The 16,633-nt window shown below is 66.0% G+C and carries 13 protein-coding genes; 6 read left to right on the top strand and 7 right to left on the bottom strand.

Going from position 1 to position 16,633, the window contains the following annotated elements; genetic code table 11:
• Position 1 precedes the first annotated feature (1 nt).
• The 6 genes from hrpB to ACIQTZ_RS03810 form a co-directional block, all read right to left on the bottom strand.
• The gene (hrpB, locus tag ACIQTZ_RS03835; protein WP_402977677.1) at positions 2-2,656 is read right to left on the bottom strand and encodes an ATP-dependent helicase HrpB; all 2,655 of its coding nucleotides are present in this window, start codon (positions 2,654-2,656) and stop codon (positions 2-4) included.
• A gap of 63 nt (positions 2,657-2,719) precedes the next feature.
• Positions 2,720-3,763: an NAD(P)-dependent alcohol dehydrogenase gene (locus tag ACIQTZ_RS03830; RefSeq protein WP_402977674.1), complete on the bottom strand. Its 1,044-nt coding sequence runs from the start codon at positions 3,761-3,763 to the stop codon at positions 2,720-2,722.
• A 113-nt stretch (positions 3,764-3,876) separates the two neighbouring features.
• Entirely contained in the window at positions 3,877-5,127 is a 1,251-nt protein-coding gene (locus ACIQTZ_RS03825) for an RNA polymerase sigma factor (RefSeq protein ID WP_402977671.1), read from the bottom strand.
• Positions 5,128-5,160: 33 nt separating this feature from the next.
• Entirely contained in the window at positions 5,161-5,580 is a 420-nt protein-coding gene (locus ACIQTZ_RS03820) for a YciI family protein (RefSeq protein WP_400332183.1), read from the bottom strand.
• 187 nt (positions 5,581-5,767) lie between these two features.
• Complete coding sequence (locus tag ACIQTZ_RS03815) at positions 5,768-6,319, bottom strand: Clp protease N-terminal domain-containing protein (protein ID WP_402977668.1); 552 nt, start codon at positions 6,317-6,319, stop codon at positions 5,768-5,770.
• Between the two features lie 166 nt (positions 6,320-6,485).
• Entirely contained in the window at positions 6,486-7,442 is a 957-nt protein-coding gene (locus tag ACIQTZ_RS03810; protein ID WP_402977665.1) for a 5'-3' exonuclease H3TH domain-containing protein, read from the bottom strand.
• Positions 7,443-7,602: 160 nt separating this feature from the next.
• Between ACIQTZ_RS03810 and ACIQTZ_RS03805 the strand changes: the two genes are divergently transcribed.
• From ACIQTZ_RS03805 to ACIQTZ_RS03780, 6 genes are all read left to right on the top strand, one after another.
• Positions 7,603-9,516, top strand: a complete 1,914-nt coding sequence (locus tag ACIQTZ_RS03805) for an FAD-binding monooxygenase (RefSeq protein ID WP_402977662.1) — start codon at positions 7,603-7,605, stop codon at positions 9,514-9,516.
• Between the two features lie 212 nt (positions 9,517-9,728).
• Positions 9,729-10,604 carry a MurR/RpiR family transcriptional regulator gene (locus ACIQTZ_RS03800; RefSeq protein WP_402977963.1) on the top strand — a complete coding sequence of 292 codons (876 nt, stop codon included), beginning with the start codon at positions 9,729-9,731 and terminating at the stop codon, positions 10,602-10,604.
• Positions 10,605-10,650: 46 nt separating this feature from the next.
• Positions 10,651-11,556 carry an NAD(P)-dependent oxidoreductase gene (locus tag ACIQTZ_RS03795; protein WP_400332171.1) on the top strand — a complete coding sequence of 302 codons (906 nt, stop codon included), beginning with the start codon at positions 10,651-10,653 and terminating at the stop codon, positions 11,554-11,556.
• A 39-nt stretch (positions 11,557-11,595) separates the two neighbouring features.
• Positions 11,596-13,143, top strand: a complete 1,548-nt coding sequence (locus tag ACIQTZ_RS03790; RefSeq protein WP_402977658.1) for an aldehyde dehydrogenase family protein — start codon at positions 11,596-11,598, stop codon at positions 13,141-13,143.
• A gap of 27 nt (positions 13,144-13,170) precedes the next feature.
• Positions 13,171-14,397 (top strand): amidohydrolase, encoded by a 1,227-nt coding sequence (locus tag ACIQTZ_RS03785; RefSeq protein ID WP_402977655.1) that lies wholly within the window; start codon positions 13,171-13,173, stop codon positions 14,395-14,397.
• Complete coding sequence (locus ACIQTZ_RS03780; protein WP_402977652.1) at positions 14,394-15,770, top strand: DUF3100 domain-containing protein; 1,377 nt, start codon at positions 14,394-14,396, stop codon at positions 15,768-15,770. Before ACIQTZ_RS03785 ends, ACIQTZ_RS03780 begins: the two co-directional genes overlap by 4 nt.
• 15 nt (positions 15,771-15,785) lie before the next feature.
• Here the strand turns inward: ACIQTZ_RS03780 and ACIQTZ_RS03775 are convergent, their stop codons facing one another.
• A complete protein-coding gene (locus ACIQTZ_RS03775) occupies positions 15,786-16,556 on the bottom strand; it encodes a DeoR/GlpR family DNA-binding transcription regulator (protein WP_402977649.1) in 771 nt (256 codons plus the stop codon).
• Positions 16,557-16,633 lie beyond the last annotated feature (77 nt).

Raw genomic sequence — 16,633 nt, 5'->3', positions numbered from 1 at the left:
GCTACATACGGTTCTTGGTCCTGGCCGTCGCCCGGGCTGTCCATGGATCCTCGGGCCAGGGATGCTTGGGATAGCGTCCCCGCATCTCGGCCCGGACCTGGGCGTAGGGACCGGACCAGAACGACGCGAGGTCGTCCGTCACCGCCAACGGACGGCCCGCCGGTGACAGCAGATGGAAGAGGACCGGCACCCTGCCGTCCACCAGCCGCGGCGTCCTGTCCCAGCCAAAGCATTCCTGCAGCTTGACCGCCACAACCGGGCGTCCGACGTCGTGGTCCTCCCCAGGGTGGCCGGAAACGTCAGGGTAGTCGATCCGCACCCGGGAGCCGCTCGGAACCTGCAGGCGCTCGGGAACGAGGTTGTCCAGGTGGACAGCCTCGGGCCACGGGAGGAGCCGGCGCAGCGGCTCGGAAAGGTCCAGTGCCGTGGCCGGTTTGCCGTTGGCGAGGGCCTCCAGCTCGGGGCCGAGCCACTCGTCAAGGCGGGAGAGGAGTGCCTCTTCGCCGACGTCCGGCCACGGTTCGCCGAGCACGTTGTGGAGGAGGGCCAAGCGGCGCCTGAACGCATCGGCGGCATCCGACCACCCGATCATGGACAGCCCGCGCTTGGCGAGGGCCTCGCCCACGGCAGCGCGGCTGGCTTCCGGGCCCGGCCGGACCGGTGTGGACGATAGCACGATGGCACCGAGGCGCCGTTCCAGCCGTGCGGAGACTTTGCCTCCGTCAAAGCGTGCGCGGACTCCCTCTTCCAGCAGGTCCGGGGCCGCCGAGAGCGCCAGGTCCGCGGCAAGCGGGGCCGCGGACCTGATGACGGCCCCCGTACCGGCGGCATCCCGCCCGTGCGCCCGGGAGACCTCAGCCACGGCGAGCCACTCTTGCCCCGCGAGGGGGCTTCCTCCCGGGAGTCCGGCGCGCGTGCCGGAGGTGAGAAGGTAACTCGCTGGCCCGTCCCCCGCCACGCGGCGCGCGATGCGGTCCGGGAACGCCAGCGCCACGACGAACCCCGGCTCTTCGTCCCGCGTCGGGCTGCGGTGCGGTGCGGAATGAACGACGGCGGTACCGCCCTTCCGCGCGATCGCTTCGAAGCGCTTGGCCTCCTCGGCGAACCGCTTGCCGGCCGGACCTGAACCGGAGCCGAGCTCGGAAAGCAGGCGCGTGAGGTCGGCGCCCGGCGCGCGCTGGTCGCCGGAGACGAGGGCCACTGTTTCCGCCGCTGTCCGCGGACCGACCACGGCTGCCCCATCCAGCAGTGCCCGGGCGAGGCGCGGATCCGCCGGGATCCCTGCCAGGGTCCTGCCAAGGCCCGTGGCCTTGCCTTCCGCGGTGACCGCCCCGAGCTCACGGAGGACCTCCACGGCATCGTCCATGGACACCATCGGCGGCGCATCGGGGAGGGCCAGTCCCCGTCCGCGCGGAGCACCCCAGCAGGCCAGGAGCAGCGCGGCTCCGGTCAGGTCCGCGACGGCAATTTCCGGGGTCTGGTGTTCCGGGGCTGCGGCAAAGGCTTGCTGGTCATAGCAGCGGACCACCGTTCCCGGGCCTTGGCGTGCGGCACGCCCGGCCCTTTGCCCGGCCGAAGCCCGCGAGCAGGAAACCGTGACCAGCCCTGACATTCCCCGGCCCGCGTCCCTGCGTGGTTCCCGCGACAAGCCCGAGTCGATGACCAAGCGGACGCCGGGGACGGTCAGCGACGATTCGGCAAGGGCCGTGGACACAATGATGCGCGCGGGTCCGCCTGGACCCCGGCCGGACACTGCCCGGTCCTGTTCCTGTGGCGATGCCTGGCCGTGCAATTCAAGGACCTCCGTGCCATGGTCCGCGCGATCGCGCAGGCGGGCGGCAACGTGGGCCACTTCGCGGACACCGGGCAGGAAAACGAGCGCGTCAACCTGCGGATCGTCGTGGAGCATCCGCTGGTGGGCCTGCGCCGCGGTGTCCGCAACGTGGTCCAGGAAGCTCCGGGCCACACCGCGGTCATCCAGTCGAAGGGAAGGCCCCGGAACCCATTCGACGCTCAAGGGGTGCAGCGCGGAAGGACAGTCAACCACCGGTGCCGGTGATCCGCCGTCGGGGTCCGCTTCCCCGAGGAGGGCAGCGAAGCGCGGCGCGTCCAGGGTGGCGGACATGGCCACCAGCAGCAGGTCTTCGCGTACCTGGCGGACTTCGGCCAGCATGCCGAGCAAGAGGTCCGTTTCGAGTCCACGTTCATGGACTTCGTCCAGGATTACCGCGTGGGTGCCTTCAAGGGCCGGGTCCGACAGCAGCCGCCGCAGCAGGATACCCGGCGTGACGAACTCCACCAACGTGTCCTTGCCCGTCCGCGATTCACCGCGGACGGTGTAGCCCACGCGGCCTCCGGGACTACCGCCACTCGTCCCGCCCTTCACGGGCGCGAGGCTGTCCAGGGCAGCGAGGCGGCGCGCCGCGGAACGGGCAGCGACGCGCCGGGGCTGCGTAACCACCACGCGGGGCCGGAGGTGGCCTTCATGGTGCAGCAGATTGACCAGCAAGGGCGGCACCAGGGTCGTTTTACCCGTACCGGGCGGCGCCTGCACCACGGCCGTGCCGCCGGGTTTGGCCTTGAGGGCCGAGGCAAGCTTGTCCAGGGAATCGGCGAAGACCAGGCCTTTGCCGATGGTGTCCAGGTTGAAAGTCACCGAACCATTTTCCCTTGGACGCACTGCCCCACCACACAGCCCACCCGGGGCCGGGCTTGACGCCTAGGCGATGGTGGCGGCGTCGATGACGAAACGGTAGCGGACGTCGGATGCCAGGACCCGCTCGTAGGCTTCGTTGATCTTCTCCGCGGGGATGACCTCGATTTCGGCCCCGAGGTGGTGTTCGGCGCAGAAGTTGAGCATCTCCTGGGTTTCGCGGATGCCTCCGATGGCGGAACCCGCGAAGGACCGGCGGCCCCCGATCAGGGCGAACGCATTGACGGGCAGCGGCTCGGCTGGCGCACCCACGTTGACCAGGGTGCCATCAAGGGCGAGCAACTGGAGGTAGGCACTGATGTCGATGGAAGCGCTCACCGTGTTGATGATGAGATCGAACGTGCCGGCGAGCTGTTCGAACGTGGTGGGATCGCTGGTGGCGAAGTACTGGTCTGCGCCCAGCTTGAGCCCGTCTTCCATCTTCTTCAGCGACTGCGAAAGAACAGTCACCTCGGCTCCCATCGCGTGTGCCAGCTTGACGGCCATGTGGCCCAGGCCGCCCAGTCCTACCACCGCCACCTTTTTGCCGGGGCCAGCACCCCAGTGGCGAAGCGGCGAGTACGTGGTGATTCCAGCGCAGAGCAACGGCGCTGCGGCGTCGAGCTCGAGGCCCTCGGGGATGGTGACCACGAAGTCCTCGTTAACCACCACATCGCTGGAGTAGCCACCCTGGGTGATGGTGCCGTCGCGGTCCACCGAACCGTAAGTGCCCACGTTGCCGTTCAGGCAGTACTGCTCTTCCCCGGCCTCACAGTTTGCGCATTCCTTGCAGGAATTGACCATGCAGCCCACGCCAACCCGGTCGCCCACTTTGTGCTTGGTCACCCCGGCGCCCACCTTGGTGACGATGCCGGCGATCTCGTGGCCCGGCGCCAGCGGGTATTGCTGTGGACCCCACTCGCCGCGGACCGTGTGGATGTCTGAGTGGCAGATGCCCGCGAACTTGATATCGATGTGGACGTCGCGCGGTCCCACCTCGCGGCGCTCAATGGTGGTCAGGACCAGATCGCTCGTGGCCGAAGGGGCTGCGTATGCGGTAGCGGAAGGCATGTTTCTCCTGTTGATCATGATGTGTGGATGATTCCATCAAAGCTGCTTTTTTCGACGGGAGGGAGTGTCTGTTGAGACTGGGATTGGGAGTCCTACCCATGGCGCTGCCCCGATCAAGCGCCCAGTTCCTCGATTTTCCGGGCGAGCACGAACCGTTCGGCAGCGTTGGAACAACGGCCATGCGCCAGCAGGAGCGCTTCCCGGGCCTCGGCTGTCCTGCCCATACGCGTTAACAGCTCCCCGCGAACCGCCGGCAACACATGGGAGCCCTGCAGCCCGCCGTCGTCCGCCAGCCCATCCAGGACGTCCAGGCCCGCCGCGGGTCCCTGGGCCATGGCGACGGCCACGGCCCGGTTCAGTTCGACGATCGGCGAGGGGGTCAGCCTGCCAAGCGCCTCGTAAAGGATCACGATGCGGGCCCAGTCGGTATCGGCGACGCTGGCAGCGGCAGCATGGCACTCCGCAATCGACGCCTGCAGTCCATACGCGCCCAGCCCGCGTCCGGCGGCAACCGCGGTGGCAAGTGCCGCCCGGCCGCGCCGAATGGCGGACTGGTCCCACCGCCGTCGGTCCTGGTCTTCAAGGAGGACCGGGCGACCGGCAGCGTCCAGCCGTGCCGGGAACCTGGCTGCGGTCAATTCCATCAGGGCCAGCAGGCTGAAGGCCTCAGGCTCGGGCGAAAGCCGCACGAGAATGCGGGCCAGCCGGCGGGCTTCCCCGGCCAGATCCTTGCGCATCCAGTCATCGCCGGCACTGGCGAAGGACCCTTCCGAGAAAATGAGGTACACCACCTGCAGCACGGAACCCAGCCGCTCGGGGAGTTCGTGCTCTTCCGGCACGGCGAACGGAATGTGGGCAGCGGCAAGCGTCTTCTTGGCCCGGGTAATGCGGGCCTGGATGGTGGGCACAGGCACCAGGAACGCTTTGGCGATCTGATCCGTGCCCATGCCGGCCACCACACGCAGGGTCAAGGCGATCCTGGACTCCTTGGACAGGACGGGATGGCAGGAGATAAACATCAGCGCCAGGACATCGTCCTGGACCGCTTCGGGGTTGAACAGCGCATCCACTGAAGAGTCCTCTTCCGACAGCCCGCCGGCCAGCACCGCATATTTTGCGTCACGGGCGGCGCGCCTGCGGAAAGCATCGATCGCACGACGCCGTCCGGCAGTCAGCAGCCAGGCAACCGGTTCGGTGGGGACGCCATTGACGGACCACGACACCAGTGCCTCGGCGACTGCTTCCTGGGCGAGGTCTTCAGCCAGCGGAAAGTCGCCTGTGTACCTGGCAAGGGCGCCGACGATGCGGGCGGATTCGCTCCGCCATACAGCTTCGACGGCGGCCCTTGCCGCAGTGTTGCCCACGTCGGGTATCGCCCGGAGAGTCAGGCCCGGCGATCAGAGTTGCCCGGTCTGTTCCCGCCAGGCACGTTCCTTCTGGATCCATTCGTTGTCCTGGGGAAACTCGTCAATCCCCGGGACCCTGCGGATTTCGGTTTTGGTGCCCGCCGTCATGGGCGCCCGCTTTGCCCATTCCACCGCTTCCTGCTTGGACGCCACGTCAAGGATGTAGTAGCCGGCGAACAATTCCTTGGTCTCCCCGTAAGGGCCGTCGGTCACCACGGGAGTCTCGCCGGTGAAGTCCACCACCACGCCCTCCGCGGGGTCGTCGAGTCCTTCCGCCGCCAGGAGCACCCCGGCGCGGATGAGCTCGTCGTTGAACTTGCCCATGACCTCGAGCATTTCGTTGAAGTCGGCGGTCTGGAGTTTCTCCATCGACTCATCGGTTGCCCGCATGATCAGCATGTACTTGGCCATTGCACTCAATCTCCTCGGTTGTGGAAGGTCGCTTTCCGACCTTCTCACTGATAGGTCGAACGGATCGAGGAAGAATCGACACGGAAACCAATATTTCTCAAAAGAGGGGCAGGATCCTTCCGGTGGCCCGGCGGATCCTGCCCTCATGTGGTGTATCTGTTGTCGGTTTTCGGGCGCGGGCCGAAAACTACCGGCCGCCGCCCCCAATGACTCCCGCGTTGACTGCCTTGGTGACGGCGTCCGCTTCAGCCTGCGTCAGTTTGCCGTCGGAAACAGCCTTGTCCAGGCGGGACTTGAGCTCTGCGGAGCGGTCGGCCTTCGCCTCGGAACGGATTTCCTCAAGCGCCGTCGTCACCTTGGACTCATCGATTCCCAGGGCCTGGGCCAAGGACTTGGCCAGGGCCGCTTCCCGCGCCGTACGGTCCGGCTTCGTGCCTTCGGTACCTTCGCTGGGCGGAGTAGTGGGCTTGTTGGCATCACGGAACGCCTTCAACGCCTCGGTGACCTTGGCTTCGTCAACGCCCAGCTTGGTGGCGAGCTTGGATGCGAGCTGGTCACCGTCACGACCGTGGCCGCCATGGCGTCCCGGGCCGTTGCCCTGCGTGGACCCGTCAGTGGACGAGGTGGCACTGGGCGTCGGGGTGCTGGTGGCCGAGGCAACGCTCGTGACTCCCAGGCCAGCACCCAAAGCCAGCGCTCCGGCGGTTACGCCCAGCGTGATCGTCTTGGTTTTTGACATATGCCTCTCCTGATTCGGCAGCCGGAACAGTTGCTGCACCGTAGTACGGCTGGTGACATGCGGACAGCAGGTTGCGCCGTCCTTTTCCCAGCATCCTGCATGGAACCCAGTCCGCCCTGTCGCGAAGCTGTTGATTAGCTGTGAAAGCAGCCCGCAAAGCTGTGAATCAGCCCCGGCCCGCTGCGTCGAGGGAGTCCATCAAGCGCTTGACGGCGCCACCGAGGTTCCAGTCCGAAGCCAGGCCTTCCAGTTCCTCCCTCGCCTTACCGGTCACGGGCCGAAGGGCCGCGCCGGCTTCGTCGAGTGCTGGAACGTCAAGGTCGCGGGCCACCTTGACCACGGTGGGCGCCACGGCCAAATAGTCCGCGGCGGCGGACAGCTTGGCTTTCACCCCGGCCGACAACCCGCCGTCGGGGCGCCCTGCCGCTTCGAGGAGGCCGTCCAGCGTGCCGTGCGTTGCCAGGAGCGAGGCTGCGGTCTTCTCCCCTATGCCGGCCACCCCCGGCAGGCCATCCGAGGAGTCGCCACGGAGCGTCGCGAAGTCCGCATACTGCTGGGGCAGGACACGGTACTTTCCCACCACGTCCACCTCGGTCAGCACGTCGAGGTTCCGCATTCCGCGGGCGGTGTAGATGACCCGGACATCCCGCTGGTCATCGACCAACTGGAACAGGTCCCTGTCCCCTGTCACGACGTCCACGGGAAGCGTTGCCTGGCTTGCGTAGCTGCCGATGACGTCATCAGCCTCATGGTCGTCCACGCCGACGACGGCAATCCCTGCCAGTGACAGGACGTGCCGGATCAGCGGAATCTGGGCCTCCAGGGCGTCCGGGACTTCCTCGATGTCCGGTCCGTCCTCCACCTGCCGCGCAACCCGGTGGGCTTTGTAGCTGGGGATGAGGGCTACCCGCCACGACGGACGCCAATTGTTGTCCCAGCAGGCAACCAGGTGGGTAGCGCCGTAGTCCGCGGTGAGCCGGGCAATCATGTCCATCAGCCCCCTGACGGCATTGACGGATGTCCCGTCTGAACGGCGGATCGTGTCCGGCACGCCGTAGAAGGCACGGAAGTACAACGAGGCGGTATCCAGCAACATGAGGCGAGGCATACCTGATCCTGACATGCCTCCGACCGTTTGGGGACCCAACGCGCTTGCTGTGGGGACTTGAACGTCCCTGTGAGCCGGATTACCATTGTGTGAGCGATAATCGAACATCTAATTCTATTATCGAACAAGCTACCTATCCGAGGCGTTTGTGCCCACGAAGAAGTGAGGAAAGCCCGTGCAGTTTCATCATCACGGTTATGTATCCGGCGACCCGCGGGTGGAGCCCGCGGCCGGGGTTGGCTTGGACCGTCCGGAGGTGCTTCCGGATGAGGTTGACGTCCTGATTGTGGGCACCGGGCCTGCCGGGATGTTGACGGCGGCGCAGTTGGCTCAGTTCCCTGATGTCACCACCCGGATTGTGGAGCGGCGTCCGGGTCGTTTGGCGATCGGGCAGGCTGATGGGATCCAGGCCCGGAGCGTGGAGACGTTCCAGGCTTTCGGGTTTGCCGAGCGGATCATTGCCGAGGCGTACCGGATCACGGAGATGGCGTTCTGGAAGCCGGACCCGGCCGATCACTCCAAGATCGTGCGGGCCGCGCGGGCGGTGGATGACCCTGCGGGGATCAGCGAATTCCCGCACTTGATCGTGAACCAGGCCCGGGTGCTGGACTACTTCGCGGAGTTCGCGGCGAACTCCCCCGCCCGGATTCGCCCGGATTACGGGTACGAGTTCGTCGGCCTGAACAACACGGGCGAGGGCGGGTACCCCGTGGAGGTGACCCTGATGCACACCGCCGGACCGGACGAGGGCCAGGAACGTGTGGTGCGGGCCAAGTACGTGGTGGGTGCCGATGGCGCCCGGAGCAAGGTCCGTGAATCGATCGGCTGCCACCTCGCCGGGGACCAGGCCAACCATGCCTGGGGTGTGATGGACGTGTTGGCGGTGACGGATTTCCCGGACATCCGGACCAAGTGCGCCATCCAGTCCGGCACCGGTGGGAGCATCCTGCTGATTCCGCGTGAGGGCGGGCATTTGTTCCGGATGTATGTGGACCTGGGCGAGGTCGCGGCCGATGATCATGGTGCGGTGCGCAAGACCACGATTGAGCAGATCATCGCCAAGGCCAACGCCATCCTGCACCCCTACACCCTGGATGTGCGGAATGTGGCCTGGCACAGCGTCTACGAAGTAGGCCACCGGCTCACGGACAGGTTCGACGACGTCCTGCCGGCCGAGCGCGGTACGCGCACTCCGCGGGTGTTCATCACCGGGGACGCGTGCCACACGCACTCGGCGAAGGCCGGGCAGGGCATGAACGTGTCCATGCAGGACGGGTTCAACATCGGCTGGAAACTCGGCCACGTCCTGGAGGGCCGGTCCCCCGAATCGTTGCTGGATACCTACTCGGCCGAACGGCAGGTGGTGGCGAAGAACCTGATCGATTTCGACAAGGAATGGTCCACCCTCATGGCCAAGAAACCCGAGGAATTCAAGGACCCCACCGAACTGGAAACCTTCTACACCAGCACAGCGGAGTTCCCGGCCGGGTTCATGACCCAATACGCACCCTCCATGCTCGTCGCCGAACCCGCCCACCAGGACCTCGCCACCGGATTCCCGGTCGGCAAACGGTTCAAGTCCGCCCCCGTGCAGCGGGTCTGCGACACGAACCCCATGCACCTGGGCCACCACGCCAAAGCCGACGGCCGCTGGCGGATCTACGTCTTCGCCGACACCGAAGCCGCCGGAACCCCGGGAGCCGTCGCTGACCTGGCCCAGTGGCTCGACACCGCACCCGACTCCCCGCTGGCCGCGACGCCGTCGAGCCTTGACCGCGACGCCTGGTTCGACGTCAAAGTCATCTACCAGCAAGACCACACCGGCGTGGACATCAACACCGTCCCCGCCGTGTTCAAACCCACCGTCGGCCCCTTCAAACTCACCTACCTCGAAAAGGTCTTCGGCACCGACCCCGCCAACGATATCTACGAACAGCGTGGCCTCAGCCGAGACGGCGTCGTGGTGGTCGTCAGGCCAGACCAGTACGTCGCCAACATCCTGCCGCTGACCGCAACCGCCGAACTCGGAGCCTTCTTCGCAGGCCTCCACACCACACCCACAAACACCAAGCAACTCAGCAACGCCTGACCGAAACGCCATGACGAGGTTGCCGGGAGCCATGCAAGGCTCCCGGCAACCGTGCTTTAACGGGCGTTGCCTGAATGGCCGGAAAGTTTTACCTCGCGGAAACGTTATCCACTAGCGGCAATCAAAATTGCAGAGTATCTTTATTGCAATGCAGATTGCAGAGTGATGTACGTTACAGGAGGATGGCCGTGAAGAGCGAGCAGCTCGAAACCGTGGCGGGCAACGCGGGCGTAAGCACCTGGGAATCCACGGACTACGCGTGGCTGGGGGACGCCCTTCCCAACATCACGCTTTCAAAGTCACAGGCCCGGGTAGTGGAAGTCATCGCCCGCAACCCGCAGTTGTCCTCTTACGCGGACATCGCCGAAATCGCCCAACGCTCGGACGTGAACAACTCGACGGTGGTCCGCACGGCCCAACGCCTTGGCTACCGCGGCTGGCCGGACCTGCAGCGTGAATTGCGGTCCAGGTACTTGGTGATGATCTCCACCGAAGACACCCTCAATGAACACGGCGAACACCGCAGCCCCCTGCATGACGCCCTTAACCACGACATCGAGAACCTGCGGCTCACCCTTGATTCCAATACCCCGGACGACGTCGAAGCCGCCATCGCTGCCTTGGCAACGGCGAAATCCATCACCGTCATTGGCCTCGGCTCGTTCGCTGGACCGGCCAGCGTCATGGCCCACCTTGGCTCAACCATGGGCTACCCCATCACCTTGGAGAACCGGGCCGGCGTGCACTTCGCCTCGGCAGCCAACAACCTTGGACCCGGCGACGTCCTGGTGGTCATCAACATGTGGCGTTCGGTCAAGCAGATCATTCTCACGGCAGAGGCCGCCAAGGAGGCGGGAGCCACCGTCGTCGGCATCAGCGACATGCGCCGCGGCCGCCTCGCCGCAGCAGCCGACCAGCTCCTGATCGTCGCTTCGGAAGGCATCTCCTTTTTCCAGTCCGTCACCGCGGCCAACTCCATGGTCTACGGGCTCCTCGCCGGCATGGAAGCGGCACACCCCGAACGAAGCCGTGCCGCCATCCGCCGGACCCAGCAGTTGTGGAAAGACCTGGACGTCTACCTCGACTAGGAACAGCCTCCCCCTCGCTACACCCTCAAGACCCAAGGAGTACTTCATGAACACCAACCGCCGCGTCGCCGTGATCGGCCTCGGCTCAATGGGCGGAGCCATGGCCTCGACCCTGCACACCGCAGGGTGGGACGTCATCGGATTCGACCCCTCCGAAGGTGCCCGCGCCACCGCCGCCGAGGGTGGAATCACCACTACGGCCAGCCTCGAAGACCTGGCCGGGACCCCGTATGCGGTCCTGTCCCTCCCCTCGGCCACGATCGTCGAGGCCACCGTGCCGACGCTGCTGGCGACGCCCGGCGTGGTGGCCATCGTGGACACCACCACCTCCGAACCCGGCACCAGCAAGGCAATGGCGGAACTGGCCGCATCCAAGGATGCCGCTTTCGTGGACGCCCCCGTGTCCGGTGGTCGGGCCGGCGCAGCCACAGGGACCTTGAGCGCCTTTGCAGGTGGAACGGAAGCTGCCCTCGCCAGTGCCGAACCGGTCCTCCAGGCGCTGACCGGAGGGAACTTTGCCCACATCGGCGGACCCGGCAGCGGCAACGTGGTCAAGCTCCTCAACAATGTCCTCGCCGCGGCCAACCTGGTCTCCGTGGGTGAGGCCTTGGGAGTGGCCAAGGCGTACGGCATCGACCCCGCAGTAGCGGCTGAGAGCATCAGCAACGCTTCGGGCGGCAGCAAGGTCTCGGCAAACATGTACCCCAACTGGGTCCTGAGCGGCACCCATGACTCCGGTTTCTCCCTTGGCCTGATGGCCCGCGACGCGGCCCTGGCCATTGACGTGGCCCGCGAAATCGGCGAACAGCCGGAACTCCTCGCAGCGGCCGCGGGCCAATGGCAGGAGGCCTTGGCGCTCCTCGGTCCGGCAGCGGACTTCACCGAAATCGCCCGGACCGTAGCCCCGGCAGTCACTCCTGCAGGAGCCCCTGCATCCGGTGACGCCGCCTAGCCAGCCCCGAACATCCCCCACGCACCAGAAGGAACGATTTTGAGCATCACCACAGTCCCCTCCGCATCTTCCACGGCCACGGCCCGGGCAGTCCTCGACGCCGCCTTCCCCTCCGGCCTCGGTGCCTTCGTCGACGGCGCCGTCGTGACCGGCTCAGGCGCAGACATCACCCTGACGTCCGCCGCAACCGGCGAGCCCTTCGCCAGCTACGCCGACCCCGGAAAGGAAGGTGCCGACGCATTGCTGGCCAGTTCCGTCCGTGGCGCCGCAGCCTGGGGAAAGCTGAACGGATTCGAACGGGCAGCCATCCTCCGCAACGTGGGCCGTGTCGTCGAACAGCACGCCGAAGAGCTCGCCATCCTCGAGTCGGCCACCACCGGCAAGCCCATCCGCGACGCCCGCGCAGAATCCGCCAAAGTCGCAGAAATGTTCGGCTACTACGCGGGTTGGGCGGACAAACTCACCGGCCAGACCATCCCGGTTCCCGGCAACTGGCACACCTACACCGAACGCGTGCCGTGGGGCGTCGTGGTAGCCATCACTCCGTGGAACGCTCCGCTCTTCACGGCCGGATGGAACTCCGCAGCGCCCCTCGCAGCGGGTAACTCCGTGATCATCAAGCCCAGCGAATTCACTCCGGCTTCAACCGTTCGCCTGGCGCAATTGGCCCATCAAGCCGGGCTCCCGGATGGCGTCTTCAACGTGGCAACCGGGTTGGGACAGACGGTGGGATCGGCCCTGACCACGGACCCGCGGGTCGGCAAGGTCAGCTTTATCGGCTCGGTACCCACGGGCCGCCGCGTCGCCGTCGCCGCTGCCGGAGCAGGTATCCCCGCGTTGCTGGAACTGGGTGGCAAGAGCGCCAACATCGTCTTTGCCGACGCGGACCTGGAACGTGCCGCTGACGGTGCCATCTCCGCCATCTTCTCCGGCGCGGGCCAATCGTGCGTCGCCGGTTCGCGGCTCCTGGTGGAACGCACCGTCCACGCCCGCTTCGTCGAGTTGGTGGCCGACCGCGCTGCCCGCCTTCGTGTCGGAGACCCCCTGGACGCCAGTACCGAGGTTGGTCCGATCATCACTCCCCAGCAGTTCGCCACCGTCACCTCGCTGATCGAAGCAGGAATGAACGACGGCGGACGCCGGGTCACCAGCGGAAACCTACCGGATTCCCTGGCTGGCTCTGCCCTGGCAGGCGGCCACTGGGTCATGCCCACGCTGCTGGACGGCGTGACGCCGTCGAACCGGCTCGAAACAACCGAGGTGTTCGGTCCGGTAGTCGGCGCGGACGCCTTCGACACTGAGGAGGAGGCGATCGCGAGGGCCAACAACACCAACTTCGGCCTGGCAGGGGCCGTCTGGACCTCGGACGTTTCCCGGGCGCACCATGTGGCCCGCGAAGTGAAGGCGGGAACCTTCTGGATCAACGCGTACAAGACCATCCACGTAGCCGTTCCCTTCGGTGGTTTCGGCGATTCGGGCCATGGCCGTTCGTCCGGTCCCGGCGTCCTGGACGAATACACGCAGACAAAAGCGATCTGGGTGCCCACGCGGGCCGCGGGCTCCCCGTTCCCGTCCCTGTCGTACTAAAACGGCCGGTTGAGGAAAGGAAGAACCATGGAACCGACCGGAACGAAACCGGCGATGGAGGCCCTGCGCAGGGCACTGAGGGACGGAGTGGACGCCTGGCGCCCCCAGGTCCAGTCGTTGTCGCAGGACTTGCACGCCAATCCCGAACTGTCCTTCGAAGAAGTCCGGGCCGCCGCATCCATCACGGCTGTCCTGGCTGAAGCCGGCTTCGAGGTGGCAACCGGTACAGCCGGCCTTCCCACAGCCTTCACGGCCACTGCCGGCAGCGGCGATCTGACAGTAGCCCTGTGTGTGGAATACGACGCGCTGCCGTCGGTAGGACACGCCTGCGGGCACAACCTCATTGCAGGGGCATCGGTAGCCGCAGCACTCGCCCTCCTCCCCCACGTGGACGAGCTGGGCATCACGTTGAAGGCCATAGGTACACCCGCAGAGGAACACGGCGGCGGTAAAGCCCTGATGCTGGAGCGGGGCGCCTTTGACGGAGTGGGACTGGCACTCATGGTGCACCCCGTACAGGACGGCGTGACCTACAACCCTGCCGGGACCACCGCTCAGGCCGTAGGAAGGTATGAGGCGGTCTTCGCCGGCAAGGCAGCGCATGCCGCCGCGGCCCCGCACCTTGGCGTCAACGCCGGGGACGCGGCTGTGCTCAGCCAAGTGGCCATCGGGCTGCTTCGCCAGCAGATCCCCGGGGATCACCGGATCGCCTGCTACGTGGCTGAGGCCGGCCATGTCACCAACATCATCCCGGACCACGCGGTGGTTCCCTTCGAATGCAGGGCGTTCACCCTGCCGGAATATGAAGCACTCCTGGAACGCGTCAAGCATTGCTTCGAAGGGGCAGCCCTCGCCACCGGGACAACCCTGGAGATCAGCGCCGCGGAACCACTGTACGAACCGTTGATCCAGGACGACGACCTTGCCGCCTACTGGACCGAAGCCATGGACGCCTTTGGCAAGGACACCTCACCGTCCGCCGGAATGGGCGGCGGATCAACCGACATGGGCAACATCTCCCAAGTCATCCCCTCGCTCCACCCGTGGCTCAGCATTCCTGGCGCCAACGTACCCATCCACTCGCACGGTTTCGCTGCCTTGGCCAACACCCCTGAGGCCTACGACGTCATGTTCGAGGCGGCCGTGGCACTTGCCTGGACCGTGGCCGGAGCCGCAACCCATCCCCAACAAAGAGAACGCTTCGCCAACGCGGCCTACCGCGGCGGAGCCCTGATTCAGGAAGCAACATCATGAGCACCCGCATCGAAACTGCGCGGACGGACAAAGCCGGTATGCGGCTGACCCTCCCCATTGCCGCGCTGGCGTTTGTCATCGCCCTTGCTGTTCAATTCATCGGCCAGGCCAAGATCGATCTCGGCATTGGCGCAATCATCATCTTCCCCATGGTGTGGGGCCTGATTTTGGGCCTCCTCGTCTCCATCCAGAAATTCAAGCCCCTGGGCCTTGACCTCCAGCGCGTCGCCTCTGCCCTGGTGGGTGTGGCCGTCCTTCTGCTGGTGGCACGCCTGGCCTTCAACATCGGTCCCAGCCTGCCCAGCCTGATCAAGGCGGGACCGGCACTGTTGCTGCAGGAAGTCGGACACCTCCTGGGGACCATCGTCCTAGCACTCCCCCTTGCCGTGCTGCTCCGCATGGGCAAGGCCACGGTAGGTGCGACCTTTTCCCTGGACCGCGAGCCTTCCTTCGCCATGGTCTCCGAAAAGTACGGCCCCGACTCGGACCAGTACCGCGGGGTTCTGGCGATGTACGTCTTCGGCACTCTGTTCGGCGCCGTGTTCATCACGCTGCTGACCTCGCTGGTCTCCAACTGGAAGATCTTCGATCCGCTGGCCCTTGCCATGGGTGCCGGCGTTGGCTCCGGGTCCATGATGGCGGCTTCGGCGGCCAGCATCGTGGCCGCCTACCCCGGGCACCAGGATGCCATCCTGGGCATGGCCGCCGTCTCGAACCTCATCACTACGGTCCTCGGCGTGTATGTGGGAATCTTCATTGCGCTTCCGCTGGCAGACAAGTTCTACAAGTTCCTGACCCGGAACAAGGACGGGAACAAAGTGGCAGCAGGCGTGGTGGACGCACCCAAGGCGGGACGCGCCGTCGTCAGCGACCACGATGAGGCCCAGGCGGAAGAGAACCGTCGCTTCCGTGAGGAAGTCGCGAAATCCTCGGCACACATGCAGCTGCCACTGTGGCTTTCACTCTCTGTCCTGACCGTCCTGGGTGTCGGAACCGCGGCTGTTGCGGCCAAGGGCCTGAGCCTGTCCATCCTCGCCGGTTACGGCATCATGCTGGCTCTGGTCCTGATGAGCCTCCTGCTCGCGAAGATCACGCGCAAGATCTCGGCGATCGTGTTCATCACCACCATCGGTGCCTACATTTCCAGCCCCTGGTTCTTCGGTGCCGGCGTGCTGAATGAGGCCGTCAAGACCGTGGACTTCCTGTCCATCGCCACTGTGATGCTGACCTTGGCCGGCCTTTCCCTCGGCAAGGACATCCCGCTGCTGCGCAACATCGGTTGGAAGATCATCCCGGTGGGCCTCGTGGCCATCACGGCGTCTTTCCTGCTGTCTGCCGTCATCGCCGAATTCGCCCTGGGGCTCTGGCACTAGCCCGAAGAGAGCACTTTACGCCAAGCCTGCAACCTCAACCTTCACTCCCGCGGTCCGGAACAGCGCCAACTGCTCCTCCGAGGCGCCGGCATCCGTAACGAGCGTCCACGGCAGCGGCAACCGGACCCAGGAATGGAACGGACGCTTGCCAAGCTTGGACGAATCAGCAAGGACGTAGACGGCTTCGCCGCGGCGCGCCATCAGTTCCTTGAGCCGGGTTTGCTCGTGGTCGGCCTCGCACAAGCCGTCGTCTGCGGTCACGGCATCGGCACCGAGGAACACCCTGTCGAAAGTCATCCGCTCCAGTGCTGCCTCGGCGAGGGGACCCACAAACGTTTGGCTGACTTCGCGGAACCTGCCTCCGAGGCAGTTGACCACCACCCCCGGCGCGTCCTGCAGTTCCTGCAGGGTATTCACGCCGGGGGTGGTGATGGTCAGGGCCTCTGAGCCGCGCAGTGCGTGTGCCAAGGCACCCACCGTCGATCCGCCGTCGAGCAGGACGCTCTCGCCGGTCCGTACCTGGCCGGCAGCCCACGCCGCAATGGCGTGTTTCTGGTCATACGCTTCGCCCGTGCGTTGCCGCAGTGACGGCTCGGGGTGGGCGCCCAAGGGAAGCGCCCCGCCATAGGTGCGGGCCAGTTTGCCCTCTGTGTGCAGCTGCGCAAGATCGCGCCGGATGGTGGATGGCGTGACGTTGAAATGCTTGGAAAGCTCCTCGACGGAAGCAAGCCCAGTGGTAACGGCGAGGTGGTAGATCTCCTCGCGCCTGGTCCGGGCGGTGGTCATGGTGGGCTCTCCTTTGGCCTGTGCATGGCTGCTTGTCACATCGTAGGGGCACGGCGTCCCGTTCGCCGGGAAGGGAC

The organism is Paenarthrobacter sp. NPDC090520 (assembly GCF_044769205.1).
Classification (GTDB): Bacteria; Actinomycetota; Actinomycetes; order Actinomycetales; family Micrococcaceae; genus Arthrobacter.
The sequence above is the reverse complement of the archived record's forward strand: the minus strand, read 5'-3'. Positions and strand labels throughout refer to the sequence as shown.

What these genes read in the sequence shown, in the direction of transcription:
- ACIQTZ_RS03830 (WP_402977674.1), bottom strand. Translation starts at nt 3,763, where the DNA reads ATGCCTTCCGCTACCGCATACGCAGCCCCTTCGGCCACGAGCGATCTG.
- ACIQTZ_RS03775 (WP_402977649.1), bottom strand. Translation starts at nt 16,556, where the DNA reads ATGACCACCGCCCGGACCAGGCGCGAGGAGATCTACCACCTCGCCGTT.
- ACIQTZ_RS03785 (WP_402977655.1), top strand. Translation starts at nt 13,171, where the DNA reads ATGGAACCGACCGGAACGAAACCGGCGATGGAGGCCCTGCGCAGGGCA.
- ACIQTZ_RS03820 (WP_400332183.1), bottom strand. Translation starts at nt 5,580, where the DNA reads ATGGCCAAGTACATGCTGATCATGCGGGCAACCGATGAGTCGATGGAG.
- ACIQTZ_RS03815 (WP_402977668.1), bottom strand. Translation starts at nt 6,319, where the DNA reads ATGTCAAAAACCAAGACGATCACGCTGGGCGTAACCGCCGGAGCGCTG.
- ACIQTZ_RS03780 (WP_402977652.1), top strand. Translation starts at nt 14,394, where the DNA reads ATGAGCACCCGCATCGAAACTGCGCGGACGGACAAAGCCGGTATGCGG.
- ACIQTZ_RS03795 (WP_400332171.1), top strand. Translation starts at nt 10,651, where the DNA reads ATGAACACCAACCGCCGCGTCGCCGTGATCGGCCTCGGCTCAATGGGC.
- ACIQTZ_RS03810 (WP_402977665.1), bottom strand. Translation starts at nt 7,442, where the DNA reads ATGTCAGGATCAGGTATGCCTCGCCTCATGTTGCTGGATACCGCCTCG.